Origin of the sequence: Paenibacillus sp. MER 99-2 (assembly GCF_023714095.1) — a bacterium.
Lineage (GTDB): Bacteria > Bacillota > Bacilli > Paenibacillales > Paenibacillaceae > Paenibacillus.
On the sequence record NZ_JAMAUZ010000001.1, the window covers coordinates 1,362,368 to 1,379,273 of the forward strand.

Annotated in this window: 15 protein-coding genes; 9 read left to right on the plus strand and 6 right to left on the minus strand. The window is 43.8% G+C overall.

Annotated features, from left to right (window positions below):
- Positions 1-70: 70 nt before the first annotated feature.
- Positions 71-445 (plus strand): hypothetical protein, encoded by a 375-nt coding sequence (locus M3636_RS06195; RefSeq protein WP_128104443.1) that lies wholly within the window; start codon positions 71-73, stop codon positions 443-445.
- Between the two features lie 93 nt (positions 446-538).
- Here the strand turns inward: M3636_RS06195 and M3636_RS06200 are convergent, their stop codons facing one another.
- Positions 539-2,032 carry a glycoside hydrolase family 43 protein gene (locus tag M3636_RS06200; protein ID WP_128101819.1) on the minus strand — a complete coding sequence of 498 codons (1,494 nt, stop codon included), beginning with the start codon at positions 2,030-2,032 and terminating at the stop codon, positions 539-541.
- Positions 2,033-2,259: 227 nt separating this feature from the next.
- Between M3636_RS06200 and M3636_RS06205 the strand changes: the two genes are divergently transcribed.
- The 4 genes from M3636_RS06205 to M3636_RS06220 all read left to right on the plus strand — a co-directional run bounded on the left by M3636_RS06205 (position 2,260) and on the right by M3636_RS06220 (position 8,321).
- On the plus strand, positions 2,260-3,180 hold the full coding sequence (locus tag M3636_RS06205; RefSeq protein ID WP_251381570.1) for an ArsR/SmtB family transcription factor: 921 nt from the start codon (positions 2,260-2,262) through the stop codon (positions 3,178-3,180).
- A gap of 244 nt (positions 3,181-3,424) precedes the next feature.
- Positions 3,425-6,007 carry a glycosyl hydrolase gene (locus M3636_RS06210; protein WP_251381571.1) on the plus strand — a complete coding sequence of 861 codons (2,583 nt, stop codon included), beginning with the start codon at positions 3,425-3,427 and terminating at the stop codon, positions 6,005-6,007.
- Positions 6,008-6,219: 212 nt separating this feature from the next.
- Positions 6,220-6,810, plus strand: coding sequence for a TetR/AcrR family transcriptional regulator (locus M3636_RS06215; RefSeq protein ID WP_251381572.1), 591 nt, complete (start codon positions 6,220-6,222; stop codon positions 6,808-6,810).
- Between the two features lie 119 nt (positions 6,811-6,929).
- Positions 6,930-8,321 (plus strand): MFS transporter, encoded by a 1,392-nt coding sequence (locus M3636_RS06220; protein ID WP_251381573.1) that lies wholly within the window; start codon positions 6,930-6,932, stop codon positions 8,319-8,321.
- A 22-nt stretch (positions 8,322-8,343) separates the two neighbouring features.
- On the opposite strand, the gene M3636_RS06225 is transcribed toward M3636_RS06220, so the two are convergent.
- From M3636_RS06225 to M3636_RS06245, 5 genes are all read right to left on the minus strand, one after another.
- The gene (locus tag M3636_RS06225) at positions 8,344-8,841 is read right to left on the minus strand and encodes a DUF5412 family protein (protein WP_251381574.1); all 498 of its coding nucleotides are present in this window, start codon (positions 8,839-8,841) and stop codon (positions 8,344-8,346) included.
- Between the two features lie 381 nt (positions 8,842-9,222).
- Positions 9,223-10,500, minus strand: a complete 1,278-nt coding sequence (locus M3636_RS06230; protein ID WP_128104444.1) for a glycoside hydrolase family 27 protein — start codon at positions 10,498-10,500, stop codon at positions 9,223-9,225.
- Between the two features lie 109 nt (positions 10,501-10,609).
- On the minus strand, positions 10,610-11,491 hold the full coding sequence (locus M3636_RS06235) for an AraC family transcriptional regulator (protein WP_128101824.1): 882 nt from the start codon (positions 11,489-11,491) through the stop codon (positions 10,610-10,612).
- An 87-nt stretch (positions 11,492-11,578) separates the two neighbouring features.
- Complete coding sequence (locus M3636_RS06240) at positions 11,579-12,253, minus strand: class I SAM-dependent methyltransferase (protein ID WP_251381576.1); 675 nt, start codon at positions 12,251-12,253, stop codon at positions 11,579-11,581.
- A 117-nt stretch (positions 12,254-12,370) separates the two neighbouring features.
- On the minus strand, positions 12,371-12,727 hold the full coding sequence (locus M3636_RS06245; RefSeq protein WP_128101826.1) for a winged helix-turn-helix transcriptional regulator: 357 nt from the start codon (positions 12,725-12,727) through the stop codon (positions 12,371-12,373).
- 145 nt (positions 12,728-12,872) lie between these two features.
- Between M3636_RS06245 and M3636_RS06250 the strand changes: the two genes are divergently transcribed.
- The 4 genes from M3636_RS06250 to M3636_RS06265 all read left to right on the plus strand — a co-directional run bounded on the left by M3636_RS06250 (position 12,873) and on the right by M3636_RS06265 (position 16,678).
- Positions 12,873-13,787 (plus strand): DsbA family protein, encoded by a 915-nt coding sequence (locus M3636_RS06250; RefSeq protein WP_251381577.1) that lies wholly within the window; start codon positions 12,873-12,875, stop codon positions 13,785-13,787.
- Between the two features lie 210 nt (positions 13,788-13,997).
- Positions 13,998-14,432 (plus strand): ribonuclease domain-containing protein, encoded by a 435-nt coding sequence (locus M3636_RS06255; RefSeq protein WP_128104445.1) that lies wholly within the window; start codon positions 13,998-14,000, stop codon positions 14,430-14,432.
- An 11-nt stretch (positions 14,433-14,443) separates the two neighbouring features.
- On the plus strand, positions 14,444-14,716 hold the full coding sequence (locus M3636_RS06260) for a barstar family protein (RefSeq protein ID WP_145407506.1): 273 nt from the start codon (positions 14,444-14,446) through the stop codon (positions 14,714-14,716).
- Positions 14,717-14,986: 270 nt separating this feature from the next.
- Complete coding sequence (locus tag M3636_RS06265) at positions 14,987-16,678, plus strand: ABC transporter substrate-binding protein (RefSeq protein WP_251381579.1); 1,692 nt, start codon at positions 14,987-14,989, stop codon at positions 16,676-16,678.
- Positions 16,679-16,906: the final 228 nt, after the last annotated feature.

The following is a 16,906-nucleotide window of genomic DNA, read 5'->3' on the forward strand; positions in this document are numbered from 1 at the left end:
TGTTTGTTGTTGTTCATATGATAAGATCATTAACATACTAGTAGACAAGGGAGGTGTGTGCAGGATGCGTATAGAGAACATATCTAGTGAAGAGCGAATGGAAGCGATTAGAGCCTTTGAATCCACCATTCACAAATTAGAAAATGCCTTAGTGAATATGACTCAGAAGGGCACGACGAATACAACCTTGGTACAGAAACGGCTGACAGCGGTACACATCGGATTAGCTATGCTGGATCATACATGGCATGGTACACCACTTTTATACACCGAAGAGGAAATCAGAGAAGCTCACCATACAATAACGGGTTTATTCCCAACCCTTGAGATTCAGTACGCCAAAGCCAAAGCAGGCAGTGCTCAAAAAACATTATTAGAGAGAAGAATAAGAGCCTTCGAGCTAGCTGTTCAAATGATGTCAAATAAAAAGGCAGCAGACGTCTAACATCTGCCACCCTTGAATCTTCAAGCGATAAGCGTTGTAATCAACGCTTACTATGTTTTTCTTTTCCCAGTAGACTACTTCATTCCTACCTAGTTATTCGTTATACTTGCATGTAAAGTTAGTGAATTCAGCGACAGAACCTGTCTTAAAAGCGTAGAGACCGATAAGCACGCCTGTGAATCCTCCAGCCACCTCGGACGATAGATATCTGGTCTGTGCCGTTCCGAGCGAAATATCCTTACCATCATAGTTCAAAATGAAAGTATAACGATCAGGAGTGGATTGAATAGTGAGCGTAGCTTGATTGCTTACCCCCACATACTCTTCCTGTTCAATCGACTTGATATCCCCAATATTCAGACGTTTAACAACGCTATATCCGTTATCAACTTGGCGAATAGCCAGGTCATAATGATGATTCTCATCCATATAAAGCGTAATACCCGCTTCTCCTCCAGTTAATGTGACATCACAAGAAATAACTGCATTGAAATCTCTCTGACGTATGCCGATAAAAGTAGGGGATAACGGAGTATCCAGTGTGACATCTGTTCCTCGAAGAATCACCTTGTCTGGAGCTAGTTCATACTGCTGCCTAGCAGGATGACGTAAATAACACCAGTCCAGATTCCAATCGGTATTCTCAAACGTATAGACGTTGCGCTCCTTTTGAATGGTTTCTTCTGAGATTCGATCCGTTTCAAAGCTCGTAAGCACTGTACCTTTATACCCCGCGGTAAACCAACCATCTTCGTCAAACGTAACCGGTGTAAGAAAGACTTCGCGTCCCAGGTGGTGATACGTCTGCCATCTTCCAATTTGGCGGAAACCAAGATGAAGCATCCACCAATTGCCATTCTCGTCCTGAACAAGGTCTCCATGTCCAGCGCCCTGAAGCTCATAACCGCCCAAGTTGCGGTTGGTCAGAACAGGGTTATGTGGGTAAGCCTCAAACGGACCTGATGGTGAATCGCCTCTTGCATAGGTAACCATATGACCATACTCGGTTCCACCTTCTGAAGCCATGAGATAATACGTTCCATTTATTTTATACAGATGTGGACTCTCCAAATAGCGACCGCCCGTACCGTTCCAGATCATGCGTCCTGGAGTTAGTTTACGTCCAGTTTCGATATCAATCTCACTTTGAATGATGCCTCCAACGCCATGATCGTCGGTGCCATTACTCATAAACAATGCTTTGCCATCCTCAAAGTATAGATCTGGATCTATGCCGCCTTGATCGACATAGATTGGATCAGACCATTCACCGTAAATATCGTCCGTCCAAACGTAGAAATTCTGACGGGTGGTGTCATTGGTTGTTGTCATATAAAATCGGCCATTGTTATGACGGATGGTTGGCGCGAATACGCCACCGGAACTGTTAACCGTCTCTAATTGAATTTGGCTTGGCCGAGTTAAGCAATGTCCGATCTGCGTCCAATTGATCAAGTCTTTACTCTCGAAAAGGGGAACGCCAGGGAAATACTGAAAAGAGCTACATACGAGATAATACGTGTCTGCAACTTTGCAAACGCTAGGATCAGGATAGAATCCTTTAATTACTGGATTAGTATATTTCATTTTTCAGTGCACCTCATTCTAAATTCATATTTATAAGAATTTAACTCTGGTGGGTAATGCTATTAAGGTATGTTTTGCAATCAGCACTATATTTCTAACAAACTCCACTTCAAAATTAAACAATATAGCGGCCATGTTTACAATGATTTTAGTCTTGATGGAACCATAAAAATCCGTTAAATTAACATATATAGCATTTCAATAACTGGAGCTAGGAGAAATGTTGAATGATTAGAGCTAATGGAGATTCCAAATACATGCCACTGTATGAAGCGCTGGCTAGTGAAGTACGCTGGAGAATAATGAGTCTGCTCTCTGATGGGGAGATGAATGTGAAGGATCTGGCTGATGTGTTGGAGCTTAGTCCCTCCATCGTTACGATGCATGTTCGTAAATTGGAGCATGCGGAATTGATCGGCAGTCGCAGAGTAAGACTGAACGGAGGAACACACAAAATGTGTTTTCTCAAACAAAATGCAATTGAAATTGAATTGCCTTCGGTGGGTTCATTTGCAAACATCAAAGAACAAAGCATCTCTGTGGGTCACTATACAGCGTTCGAAGTACATCCGACCTGTGGGCTGGGTACTCCTGAGAAAGAAATTGGCGTATGGGATGATCCCCGCTATTTCCTTGATCCTGAACGTGTTCACGCAGCAATCCTATGGTTTGGTCGGGGGTATATCGAATATAAAACACCTAATTACCTTCTTCCAGAGGATGCACCCAGTGCGATTGAAATCTCAATGGAAATTGCTTCGGAGGCGCCTGGCTTAAGGGATGATTGGCCCTCTGATATCACATTTTCATTTAACAGTGTGCGGCTTGGCACATGGACCAGTCCTGCTGACTTTGGGAGAGCTGCTCGTGGAAAATACACCCCGTCATGGTGGCATAGGAATGTTAACCAATATGGCCTACTGAAGACGATCCGAGTAGATGCTCAAGGTACCTCAATAGATGGAGAGCGGTTGTCAGATGTATGTATTAAGGATATCAAGCTGGAGGAGTTATTCTGGACGCTTCGATTTTCCGTAGAGGAGCATGCTACACATGTTGGTGGTTTGACGCTGTATGGAGCCGGCTTTGGTAACCACAATCAGGACATCATCATTCGTACCATACAGTCAAAAGCGGATATGGGTTGATATACCCTTCTGAAACCCCGCTATTCTTATTAATGGCGTTGGGGGTTACGGTAACATAGAAAATAATACTCGTAGTCGCTATGTTAGCGGCTTTTTTGCTTCTCAAAAAAACGTAAGAAAAAAATAAAATGACCATATATTTACAAAATTTGATACGCATGCTATGTTTACTTTGAAAGCGCCATCATGAATGGGTTCATTGACAAATTTCATTATCATATCTCAAACGGAAGGGAAGATGAAAATGGAAAATTGGCTTAGAAAGGCAACCGCAATGATGCTGGCATTTGCTCTACTACTAGGATTGATGACAGCGCCCGTTCATGCAAACAATGCACTTTTCACCATCGAGGCCGAAGATGCTCAGCTCACTTCGGATCTTCAAGTAGTCACCGAGATTTACGGACAACCCAAGCCTGGATACTCAGGTAGCGGATTCGTCTGGATGCAGAATTCAGGTACATTGACTTTTACAGTGAATGCTCCTGAAACGGGCATGTACGCGATCTCTACTAGATACATGCAGGAGCTTAGTGCAGATGGTAGAGTTCAATATTTAACCGTGAACGGTGTGACCAAGGGTTCGTATATGCTGCCGTACACGACAACATGGTCGGATTTTGATTTTGGTTTTCACAAACTGAATAAAGGAAGCAACACGATCCAGATTAAGGCTGGCTGGGGCTTTGCTTATTTTGACAGCTTCACTGTGGATCATGCGGATCTTGATCCCCTGAATGTACAACCGATTCTTACTGATCCTGAGGCAACACCAGAGACACAAATTTTAATGAATTATTTAACGGAGGTATACGGAAATAAGATTATTTCAGGCCAACAGGAGATTTATGGAGGAGGGAATGACGGAGATACAGAGCTTGAGTTTGAATGGATTTATGATCTTACTGGCAAATATCCAGCGATTCGTGGCTTCGATCTGATGAATTATAACCCGCTCTATGGTTGGGAAGATGGTACAACGGATCGCATGATCGACTGGGTCAATAACCGGGGCGGCATTGCAACAGCTTCTTGGCATATCAACGTACCGCGTAATTTCAACACGTATCAGCTTGGGGATTTTGTGGATTGGAAGGAAGCGACCTACAAGCCGACAGAAACTAATTTTAATACAGCCAATGCCGTTATTCCTGGTACGAAAGAATATCAATATGTGATGATGACGATCGAAGATCTGGCAGAACAATTGCTAATCCTCCAGGATAACAATGTGCCTGTTATATTCCGACCTTATCACGAGGCCGAAGGTAATGGTGGTCTGAATGGCGAAGGTGCATGGTTCTGGTGGGCTTCAGCAGGAGCAGAGGTTTACAAAGACCTGTGGGATCTAATTTATATAGAGCTTACGGAGACGTACGACTTGCACAACCTGATTTGGACGTATAACAGCTATGTGTATAGCACATCTCCAGCTTGGTATCCTGGCGATCATCAAGTAGATCTGGTTGGATACGATAAATACAATACCATCTATAATCGGTATGACGGCTTGTCTGGAGTCCCGAATGAGGACGCCATTACTTCGATTTTCTATCAGCTTGTGGATCTGACGAATGGTACCAAAATGGTTGCTATGACAGAGAACGACACGATTCCAAGTGTGCAAAATCTGAAAGAGGAGAGAGCAGGATGGTTGTACTTCTGTCCTTGGTATGGCGAGCACCTCATGAGCACGGCATTTAATTACCCAGCGACCTTAACCACACTTTATCAGAGCGATTATGTTATCACATTGGATGAACTGCCGGATCTAAAGGTCAATAATCCTAATCCGAGCGCATCGATCTCTCCGGGAACCGTCGAGTTTGACAAATACACGCCTAACCAAAACGACAAATCGGTAACAGTGACTGCTAATGGGAATACGCTTACTGCTCTTCGGGCAGGCAATACTGCGCTTAGCGCAACAACGGATTATTCATTTAACGGAACTACCCTACTACTAAAAAAGGCTTACCTTGCGACACTACCCGTAGGTGAGCACTCCATTGTATTGGATTTTAATCAAGGGCAAGATCCAGTGTTAAAGGTTAAAATTGTGGATTCAACGCCGAGTTCCAATGCGACCATCACACCTGTGAATGCTACATTTGACAAAGCAACGAGCGCAGCGCAAGATGTTTCCGTTACGCTTAACCTGAATGGCCGTCAGCTTACAAGCATAACAAAAGGGAATGCTACACTCGTATCGGGTCAGCATTATTCAGCTTCTGGTTCGACGGTGGTGTTGAAGCAATCTTATCTCACAACGCTACCGCTCGGTCAAAATACCTTGACCTTCCACTTCAATGGTGGCAATAATGCTCTGTTGACCTTGAACGTTGTAGACAGTACGGTTACTGTACCACCTACTGGGGACTTGACCATCCAAGCATTTAACGGCAATACCAGTTCGTCGACCAACGGAATTTCGCCCAAGTTCAAATTAATCAACTCGGGTAATTCAGCGATACAGTTAAGTGATGTGAAACTTCGGTATTACTATACAATTGATGGGGAAGAGGCGCAGACCTTCTGGTCCGATTGGGCAAGTGTTGGCAGCGCCAATGTAACAAGCCAATTTGTCAAACTGGCAACTCCGGTTGCCGGAGCCGATCATTATCTGGAAGTTGGCTTCACAAGTGCAGCCGGAACGTTGAACGCAGGTCAGAGTGCCGAGATTCAAGCACGTTTTTCCAAAAATAACTGGTCTAACTACAATCAGTCTAATGACTACTCGTTCAAGGCATCTGGCACGCAGTTTGCCAACCATGAACAGGTTACCGGTTATGTAGGCGATGAGCTTGTATGGGGAATTGAACCGTAACGAGGTGAAACGAATGGGTGGAGAAGGAGTTAGTCCTTCTCTGCTCTTTTTTTGAATTGAAGAGAAATACAAGCTGTAGAAATGGCATTTAAAATAAACAGACCGCAATCATAATCACAGATCAGAGAGCTTCTTGACATAGATAAGATGATCCGTTACTATTTCAAATATGACAGTAAGCACTGACATCCTTTAGAAGAGAGGACAGAGAAATGTCTAGTCGTAAAGACTATAGTAGCAAAGAACGATTAATGATGGCGGCAATTGATTTGATGTCAAAAAAAGGATACAAAAGCGTAACGACGATGGAAATCGCGACGACTGCTGGCTTAAGTGAGAAAACACTGTTTCGTCAATTCGGAACCAAGCAGAATCTTTTGGAATCAGCATTTGATCAGTATTATTACTCCGAAGAGATGACTAGAGTTTTCAATGAAAAGCTAGTCTGGGATTTGCACACTGATTTGCTTTTGATCAGCAGGACGTATCACGAGATCATGAACCGCAACCGGAAGTTGTTTTTGATCGGTTTTAAGGAAGAGGAACATCTGCCAGGGCTTCGAGATCGCACGATTAAACACCCAAGGCAGCTCTTGGAGATAATAACCGAGTATTTTAGCATCATGTATGATAAAGGCAAGCTGGTTCAAACGAATTTTGAGCATCAAGCTTTTTCATTCATGGCTTTAAATTACGGTGTATTCATTAACAATCTGGATGAAGATGCTCGTTTCCCATCGCTCACTTTGGATAGCATTGTTACAGAGAGTGTGTGGACGTTTACTAGGGCTTTAACGCCCTAGTTTTTTTGGGGCTAAGATGTCAGTAAGCACTGACAGTCATTTCGCATTAAAAGTTACAACTTTATTTAGAATCAGCTCAGATGAGTAACACATCTAGATCATAGAAATGAGGAACATATATGCTTACCGATCCTTCTGCTTCACAGAGCAAAGAGACGTTATTACTCCGAGTACTTGTCTTCACCCTGATCATTTCAGTCATGAATGGCATGATGTTTAATGTGGTTTTGCCGGTAATTAGCAAGCAATTTCAACTTACGGCTTCTCAATCAAGCTGGATAGTAACAGGTTATTTGATTGTATATGCCATCGGAACGGTCACTTATGGCAAGCTCACCGATAGGTACAGCATGAAGCACTTAATTACGTTTGGTCTATTATTGCTCGCCGCAGGTTCTGTAATCGGAATCGTAGCGACTCAATATTGGATGATTATTGTTGCACGTATTGTGCAAGCGGCTGGAGCTGCTGTCATTCCTGCACTTGCTATGATTATTCCGGTTCGTTATTTCTCACCTGAGAAGCGTGGTCAAGCGTTGGGCACTTCTGCCATTGGTATTGCTCTTGGATCTGCGCTAGGTCCTATTGTAGCCGGATTCGTATCTAGTGCCTTAAGCTGGCAGTTTTTATTTGCTATTCCGTTGCTTTCGCTTGCGACACTACCCTTTTATCGAAAGTATCTGGATGACGACAGAGGAGCCAGTGAAAAGATGGATTATATCGGGGGCTTAACATTAGCAGGGACAGTTGCTGCATTGTTGCTTGCGTTGACTCAATCCAACCTATGGTTTTTAATGATAGGCATCGTGTTCCTGATATTGTTCATCTTACGAATTCGTTATGCTGAAGCACCATTCGTTAAGCCAGCCGTATTCCGCAACAAATCATATGCCACTGGGATGGGCATTGCATTCGTGCTGGTCGCGATTGGTTTTGGCATTCCATTTATAACGCCACAATTGCTGGCACAAGTACATGGCTTCTCACCAGCTCTAACCGGAATGATCATGCTCCCATCTGCGCTCGTTGCTGCTCTTCTAGGACGTAAAGGCGGGAAGCTCGCCGATGAGAAAGGCAATCCTTTTCTGTTATATACGGCATCGATATTGCTCATCATTGGTTTCATTTGTTTATCCTTTGTTGTAAGTGCGTCACCGATTTGGGTTGCGATATTTCTGATCTCGGCTGTGTTAGGTCAATCCTACATGCAGATCGCCATGTCCAATACGATTGCACAGACACTTCCCAAGGAGCACATCGGCATCGGCATGGGATTGTTATCCATGTTCAATTTCATCGCGGCATCTGTATCAACCGCAGCTCTTGGCAAGGTACTTGATCGAGGTGTAACCTCTGTTCATTTGAACCCTTGGGTAGAAGTGAAGAGTGCCTTCGTGTATAGTAACATTTTTGTTGTGCTCGCCTTGTGTGTCTTTGTGATGACGTTGCTATATGTGCTGCAATATGGACGTAAACCCGTCTTAGACATGCGGCTCAAACAGAACCGTTAACAGGTTGAGGGACAGTCGCGAATTATTCGGACTGAAACCCCCAAGTTTCACCTTTTGCGATGTCGATGGTATGTCCATTCACGATAACCGTATGACTGTTGTGCCACTGAAGCTCTACTTGATCATTCTTACTCTCCCAATACAATGCTTTTCTGAACCATAGTGGTCCTTGTAACTCTCCTAAAATTCCGAAGCTGCCCATGGCCCCAGCATCCGTTTTATAAAAGTTAATCGTATAGTGCTGGTCAGGTGAGTGCGTGGTAGTGAGTAGTACTTTTGCTCCTGAGAAGATAGATGTAAATGTGACAACAAAAAGTAAGATGGAGACTAATATGAATGAGAGGATCGTCGAGATCCAGCTTCGTATCTTGGCAAATAAACTTGATGTGTCCATAAAGCTTATGATGGAGAGGATGAACGCTACAATAGCGAGAATAGCCAGTACATAACCAGGTGGAGCGATCATCCACATATGATGGATACTTGAATATAAGGTATACAACGAAATAGAGTACAACATAAGGATAAGCACTAATGCAATCCAGCTTATTTTTTTGACGATGATGAAGTCTCCTTTCGCATATGCTAGATTCAGATCACGGGATCTTAAAGAGCCATCTTACTCAAAATATGTAAACATATCTTTCTAATATACTTAGTATTATAAGGCTTGATTGGGAAAAATGTCCACGATATCAACTTCTACTAACTTCATCATTCCTGGCTGGAGCAGTACAGAACTATTTACATCATCAAAGATGTGTTCATATCCCAGCAGGAATCCCTCACGCTTCAAACTGCAAAAAAACAAAAAGATGATCCCTGTGAATACATTGAGTACAGGGATCATCTTAGATTATTCATTCGATCGTTCTCTAGAAGTGAAGAGACTAATTAGTAATCAAAACTGATAAAGGCGTACACCATGCGGAGGAATGGTTGTACTTAAACGGTTCTCGCTTAACTCGGCTTGATCGCCACTCCACAGTTCAGTGCCCTTTGTAATGCCAGAGAGGTTAATCTCTTCGAGGCTGAGTTCAAGTGGCAGAGGCTTATCGCCAACATTGAAAATAGCAGCATAAGATGAGCCTTCAGCGTTCTGTGCAGTCCAGACGATCAGATCATCACGGCGCAGCGCTTCTCTCGCACCATAGCTGTCGCGATGCATACGTAGAACTTCACGGTTGGTTAGTAGCGAGAGCGTCCATTCATCGTTGTCTCGTAGTTCACCGCCGAAGATGAGTGGGGAGCGGAAAATGCTCCATAGCGACATCATCGTCAACTGTTCATCCGGCGTGAAGCGAGTCCAGCGGTTGGCTCCACCACCGTCAACAGAACGGATGCCGATGTGACCCAGCGGTAACATATCACAGTCAGGCCAGCAGCCTTCCTTAGGAATTCCCTGCCAGGTTCGGCAGCGGTCAAACATATCTAGTAACAGCGGCCATAGATCCCAGAAGTCATCCGTGACTCGCCACATATTTGCATGTTCAGTGAAATGTTCAGCGTATTCTACTGGAGCAGGCCCAGGAGACAGGCTCAGAACCATGGGGCGTCCGGAACGCTCAATAGCTTTGGCGATCATCTCAATCTCCGGTTGATGCGTATCGTAAAGTCTGGAAGCAGCAATATCGTCTACTTTTACGAGATCAACACCCCATTGCGCATACAATTCAAAGAGCGAGTCGTAATACGCCTGTGCACCTTCTTTGGAAGAATCCACACCGTACATATCTGTATTCCACGGACAAATGGAGTTCGTATGTGCAATATCACGCGCAGTCGCAGTTGTGCCAAGAATAGGTGTAGCGGCATGTGCAGCTTGTCTTGGAATGCCACGCATAATATGGATACCAAATTGTAGCCCTAGGCTATGCACATAATCGGCTAATGGCTTGAATCCTTGCCCACCTGCAGCAGATGGGAATCGATTCTCCGCAGGCATCAGGCGGGAGTATTCATCCATGATTAATGGAACGAATGGGCGGTATTGTGAAGAGTTAGCGAGAGGTTCGTACCACTGAATATCGACGGTAATATAGCTCCAGCCAAAGTCTTTGAGATGCTCTGCCATGTATTCGGCGTTGCCGCGAATTTCAGCTTCCGTTACGGCTGCGCCATAGCAATCCCAGCTATTCCAGCCGAGAGGTGGGGTAGGGGCTACAAGTTTATGATTCATCATCATGCTCCTTTACTGATTCTTTATTGCTCTCAATACATTCATCATAGTATAGGATAATATCAATTATCTACAGTAATCTAGATGAACCAATAGCAATATATTGCGGTCAGTCGAAGAACAATTTACGATAAATCAGACTTTCTCCTCCACTGCGAAAATCACCTGGTGTAATGCCGGTTAAGCTGCGGAATGCTTTGATAAAGTAGCTTCCACTGGAATAACCAACATGTTCTGCAATCGTTTCGACACTGAAGTTCGTGCCACGAAGCAATTCCATTGCTTTCTCGGTACGGACGCGGGTCAGATAAGCTCCAGGGGTTAAGCCTGTGCTGGAGGAAAAGCGGCGAATGAAATGATATTTGGAGAGAGACACATACTCGGACAATTGATCCATACTGATCATTCTGGAATAGTTATTTTCGATAAAATCAACGGCTCGTTGAATAGGTTCAGACCAGGTTTCTCTGTTCTGTAGGGTTGTTTTCTGTAATCTCACCAACTCCGTCATGAATTGATAGACGCACGAGGACGCCATTAGCGGATCTGTAATTCTGCCCGCCGCTGCATCGGTCACGATCATTCGCAACAATTGAATCGGGGCACATTCGTAAGGGAGATAAGGAATCTCTCCTGATTCACGAAGGAATTTGCGCCAGTGAGGCAGTACCAGATTAGGTCTGAACAGCAAAAACATGAATTCCCACGGTTCTTGCGATTCCGAAGGATAATAATAGCGATGTGAACTAGGGATTTCAGCCAAGAATGCTTGCCCTGCGGTGACGCGGTGAACTTGACCTTGTGACTCAAATACACCTTCGCCGGAGATTGTATACTGGAACAACAGCAAAGGCCCATCCGTGCGTTCCAATCCATCCCAGTGATAAGAAGCATCAGTTATCGCATCAGACCCTACTGCATATAGAACGCATAGCTGTAGATCGGTGTCCTCAGCGAACCGAAAGCCGTAGGTACCTCTGGGAATGTTCATAACGTACTTCCTCCTAATTTTTTCGTAGTGATAGAGTTTAGTGAGTAACCGTTCATTGATCTTAGCAAGGCATGCATCCTAATTTTTTTATTTTTTGGCGTAGAAGACGGCAAAATCCAGATATTTATACATGCAATCAACCTGTTGAAAGCCTGCTTCCTCCAACCATTGCAATTGTTCATCTTGTGTGGCGTTAATATCTAATTTACGGCGTTCAATCGCAGCTGAGATGGATTCCTTGCTTAAGGAACTTTCCTGGATAGCATCCAACCAGCGACGGCGATAATAGCTGTCAGTTTCAGCGGTTCTACCTTGAACTTGATCCGCATTAACGAAGATTCCACCCGGTTCCAGAAGCTTATGTATGGTGCTGAACAAACTTTTTTTGTCAGCGTGCTCCAGATGGTGAATGGAGAGTGAGGAAATAATAATATCGTAGGAACCGCTGAAACGATGCTTAGCGTAATCCCCAACTTCGTATTGCACCTGATTGGATGCAGCCAATCTTTGGCGGGCGCCTTCTAACATTTGTTCACTGATGTCGATCAAGGTTAGCCGCGCATGGGGATACTTATGCAGAACCATTCCAGAGAGCAGACCTGTTCCAGCTCCCAAATCAAGAATTCGAGGAGCTTCCAGCGAACTGTCGATCAGATCCAGAGCCATGCCATAAAATTCATCAAAACAAGGAATGAGCGTCCTGCGCTGCTGATCGTAATCCTGAGCTACTTTATCAAACAAATATTTAACTGAAGCTTTCATGAGTGAATCGCTCCTTCGAGTTTTTCAATATTTTACAAGAGAGAGTGAATAAGGGGAAATAGCGAATATGGATAAGTTCATAGGTTAGACCTATGGGGGGACTATTTATCTAACATTTTATTCCGTTGTTGAACATGCACTATTACTGCTGGAAGGAATATGCTGCTCGCCCCATTTCACAATCGATTCAATCAAAGGTACTAAATGTTGCCCAGAGGTGGTAAGTGAATACTCCACTCTAGGTGGAACTTCATTATATTGCTCTCTATGAACAATGCCGTAATCGATGAGGTCTTTCAAACAATTCGTAAGCATCGTACCCGTTATGCCGTGAAGTCTTCTCTTTAATTCATTGTAACGGATCGTTTCACTCTCACTAAGAATTGCTAGTATAGGCAAATTCCATTTGCCTCCAATCACCTGAAATGCATATGTTGCTGGACATAATTGTTCCAGATTGAAGTCATATTTCACTTGAAAACCTCCATTAGTATACTTTTTTATACTTAGTCAGAAAAATAATAGTACTTGTTGTTCCGATTGCAACTATTATAATCATACGAGTAAGAAGAGATCAATTCATTTTGAGTCTCCGAGTAAATGAAAGGTGTGATTACGAATGGCAGATGGACCTATGATGTGTGACTTAGCAACAGGTGTATGTGGGCCTGGAGACGAAGATATGATGCAAGAGATAGATCTTAACTCATCGGAGAAGAAAATTACTTTATATTACGCGACAGATCCAATCTGTTCGCACTGTTGGGCACTTGAACCTGTATTGAATCGTTTTGTAGAGGCGTATGGCCAGTACGTTGATGTGCGGATCATGATGGGAGGGCTGCTGGCGAGTTGGCAAGGTTTCTCAGATGGAGCGAACGGAATTCAGAAGCCTTCTGATGTTGCAGGTCATTGGAGAGAAGTGGGTGAACATTCGCGGATGCCGATTGATGGCTCTGTGTGGCACACCGATCCGATCCTGTCATCGTATCCCCCATCACGTGTATTTAAGGTCATACAACATACACATAAGGGCAAGGAACATGAATTTCTAAGACGAGCGCGTGAAGCGGTATTTGTATTCAATCGGAATATTGGCGATGAGCAAGTGCTTATGGATATAGTCAACCAACTCGGCTTAGATGGTAAACAAATTGTGGAAGAAGCCAGTCAGCAGTCCGCACAGGATCTGTTGGAAGAAGATTTTGAGATGGTAGCGCGCCTTGGTGTCAGAGGTTTTCCATCGATTGTGATGGTGAATGAAGAGAACAAAGGTATCAAAGTGGTTGGTGCACGCTCTCTGGACACCTATGTACAAGCGCTGCAACAAGTCACAGAGCGAGAACTTCAACCTAGAGCCATTCCGAGCTTATCAAATAAGTTAAAAGAGGCACATATGCTCTTCTCCAAAGAGATTGAAGCGATGTACGATCTGGAGCAACATGCGGTAGAAGCATTTATTACATCTGAATTGGCTCCGGACACCTATGAAACGCAACAGATTCTGGGTGAACTCTACGTGGTGCAACGGTAACATAGAAGAAATCCACTTCTGCATATGAAAATGATTCAAATAAATCGGCATCCAGTTGTCGGTTTATTTTTTTATCCATGAATACATCTTCACAATAACTTTGATTCTATGAATGGAATGAAAGGATTTGATTTATCGTACACAACTCGGTAACATTAAACTCATTGTCATTACAGACAGAATGCAAGATTATCCAAAGGAGAAATGATGATGTTTTTTAGAAAAATCGGTTATACGTTGTTAATCATCCTCGCTGCACTGGTATTCTCAGGCTGTACGCCGCAGTCGATCCTAGATGATAGCTCTACCTCGGTTTCGCAGGATATGGGATTTGATGAGGTCGCCAAGTATATATCGGAGCACAATGAGCTTCCGCCAAACTATATTACGAAGAAAGAGGCCAGAGCGTTGGGCTGGGAACCAAGCGAAGGCAATTTGCACGAAGTTGCTCCAGGCAAAAGCATCGGTGGGGATGTGTTTAGAAATCGGGAAGGCTTGTTACCGAATAAAAAAGGCCGAACGTGGTATGAAGCGGACATCCATTATTCAGGTGGAAGACGCGGAAGTGATCGGATATTATACTCTAGCGATGGATTAATCTATAAGACAACAGATCATTATGAATCATTTGAGCAGTTAAAATAACGGAGGGTGTTATGAATATCATTCAGATTGATGGAGAGCAATTATCTGCAAGAGATGAGTTACATGACATGCTTCAAGCGCAGCTTGACCTGGGAGAACATTATGGACGTAACTTGGATGCGCTCTGGGACTGTTTAACAGGAGAGGTGAGCATGCCACTCACCATCCAATGGTTTCATTTTGAGAAGAGTAGACAGGTGCTAGGAGGATATGCTGACCAAGTCATTGATTTGATGCGTGAGGTAGAAGAGGAGATCGAAGGATTCTCACTAGAATTAAAGTAGTGGGTTCATTCACAGCGATAGTGATGTATTTAGTACGAGGCGATGGGCGACCATCGTCTTTTTTTATATTTATTTAATGCGTGAGTGGGCAGCCTGTTGATATGAGTGAAGTTCGAGTGAAATGTCTATATCATGCTAGACTTATGGCTTGAAAATCAAGGTTTGGAACATTATAGCCGTTTAGTATAAATTTAAGTGCGCAAATTGAAAGCGCATTCTCAATTATGGACTGACCATTGTTTCATTATTCTATGGAGGGGGCATAAAAAAATGAGAGCCGTTTCAAAAACATTGGGAGCATGTCTTGTCGCAAGTTGTATTGTGATCGCCACGGGATGTGGGGATTCTAAAGATCAATCCGATTCAAGTAGTGATCTGGATAGCCCAATTACGTTTAGCTTCTTTGGAGCTGATGCAAGTCCCAACTGGAACAATATGCAGGATGCAGTAGGCAAAAAGATTAATGAAGAGACCGGTGTAACTATTGAGGCTGATTTTGATATTTCAAGTGGAGGCGGGAATGACCGTATCTCCTTGATGGCTGCTAGTGGCGATTACCCAGACCTTATTTTTCCTAAAGGCAACTTGTCTAGATTGGTTGATGCGGGTGCAATGATTGATCTGACGGATCTGATTGAGGAACACGCACCTAATTTGAAAAAAGTATACGGCGAGCATTTCAATCGACTGAAATACAGCAATGATGACCCTTCAATTTATTGGATTCCAACCAATGGTGCGGTGGACCAGATCTATTTTGATGCAACGAACGGGGCGGCTATACAGCACCGCGTAGTAAAAGAACTTGGCTATCCGGAGATCAAAACGTTAGAAGATTATGAAAATGTGCTAAGACAATATTATGAGATGCATCCTACCACTGAAGATGGTCAGCCAACGATTCCGTTGACACTTAGTGCAGATGGCTGGAGACGGATGATTACGGTAACCGATCCTGCGGCGATGGCTACGGGGATTCCTGGAGATGGGGAGTATTATATTAATCCGGATACGTATGAGGCGATCCTGCACTATAAACGACCTGAGGAGAAAAGATATTTTGAGTGGCTGAACAAGATGTATAATGAAGGATTGCTGGATAAAGACAGTTTTGTTCAAAAGGATGACCAGTATAAATCCAAAATCGCCAGTGGACGCGTCTTGTCATTGCTTGATCCGAACTGGGGCTTCAGTGATGCGGAGAATGCATTGAAAAGTGCTGGCAAAGACGATATGACATATGGATACTATCCAGTTACCCTTGACGAGAGCTTCCAGCGCAAAGATTTCCAAGATATCGGGTTTGACGGTTATGGCATCGGCATCACAGTGGATTGCGAAGATCCGGTTCGAGCGATCAAGTTTCTGGACTGGATGTCCTCCGAAGAAGGGCAGATCCTCAGAAATTGGGGCGTTGAAGGGGAGCATTATGTCGTAGAAGATGGTGTTCGCAACATTCCAGCAGAGGTACAATTGCAGAAGAATAAGGACAACAATACGTTCTCCAAAGAATCGGGTGTTGGATTGTACTATATTTTCGGTGCACATTACGGCGATGGTGTGAAAGATTCAACCGATAACTACTACACAACCAATTATCCTGAACAGATTCAACAAGGTTATTCGGATGTGGAGAAAGAGGCTTTGAAAGGATACGGCATAACCACCTGGAAGGATCTGTTCCCTTCTGAAGAAGAGTTCCCGGTTAAAGAGTGGGGCGCAGCTTATAACATGCCAATTCCTACGGACAGTGCCGATTATACAGTTGCGTACCAAAAAACGCAGGATATTGTCCAGAAGCGAATTGCAGAAGCAATAACCGCTTCACCGGATGCTTTTAGCCGCATATACGATGATATGCTTACCGAGATTGACAATGCGGGAGCAGTAGCGATGGAGCAGCAGTATACCGAGTGGATTAAAGACCGCGTACGCTTGTGGACGGGAAAGGAAATGGATTAGTAAAAATAGCATAGTAACCATCTAATGATGATTGATGAATGGTATGAACGGGTTAAATCCCCTCAAAAACATCGAGCTCAGATCTTTGACTCGATGTTTTTTGGCTATTCCACAGACCGCATGGCGAACCTCGCTTACCTTAACTTCGTTTGCACAAGGCATTGGTGAAGCCTCTGCTATGAACGGGTTCTCGCTAGCTAGCGTAGTCTTAACAAATGCTTGTCTCCA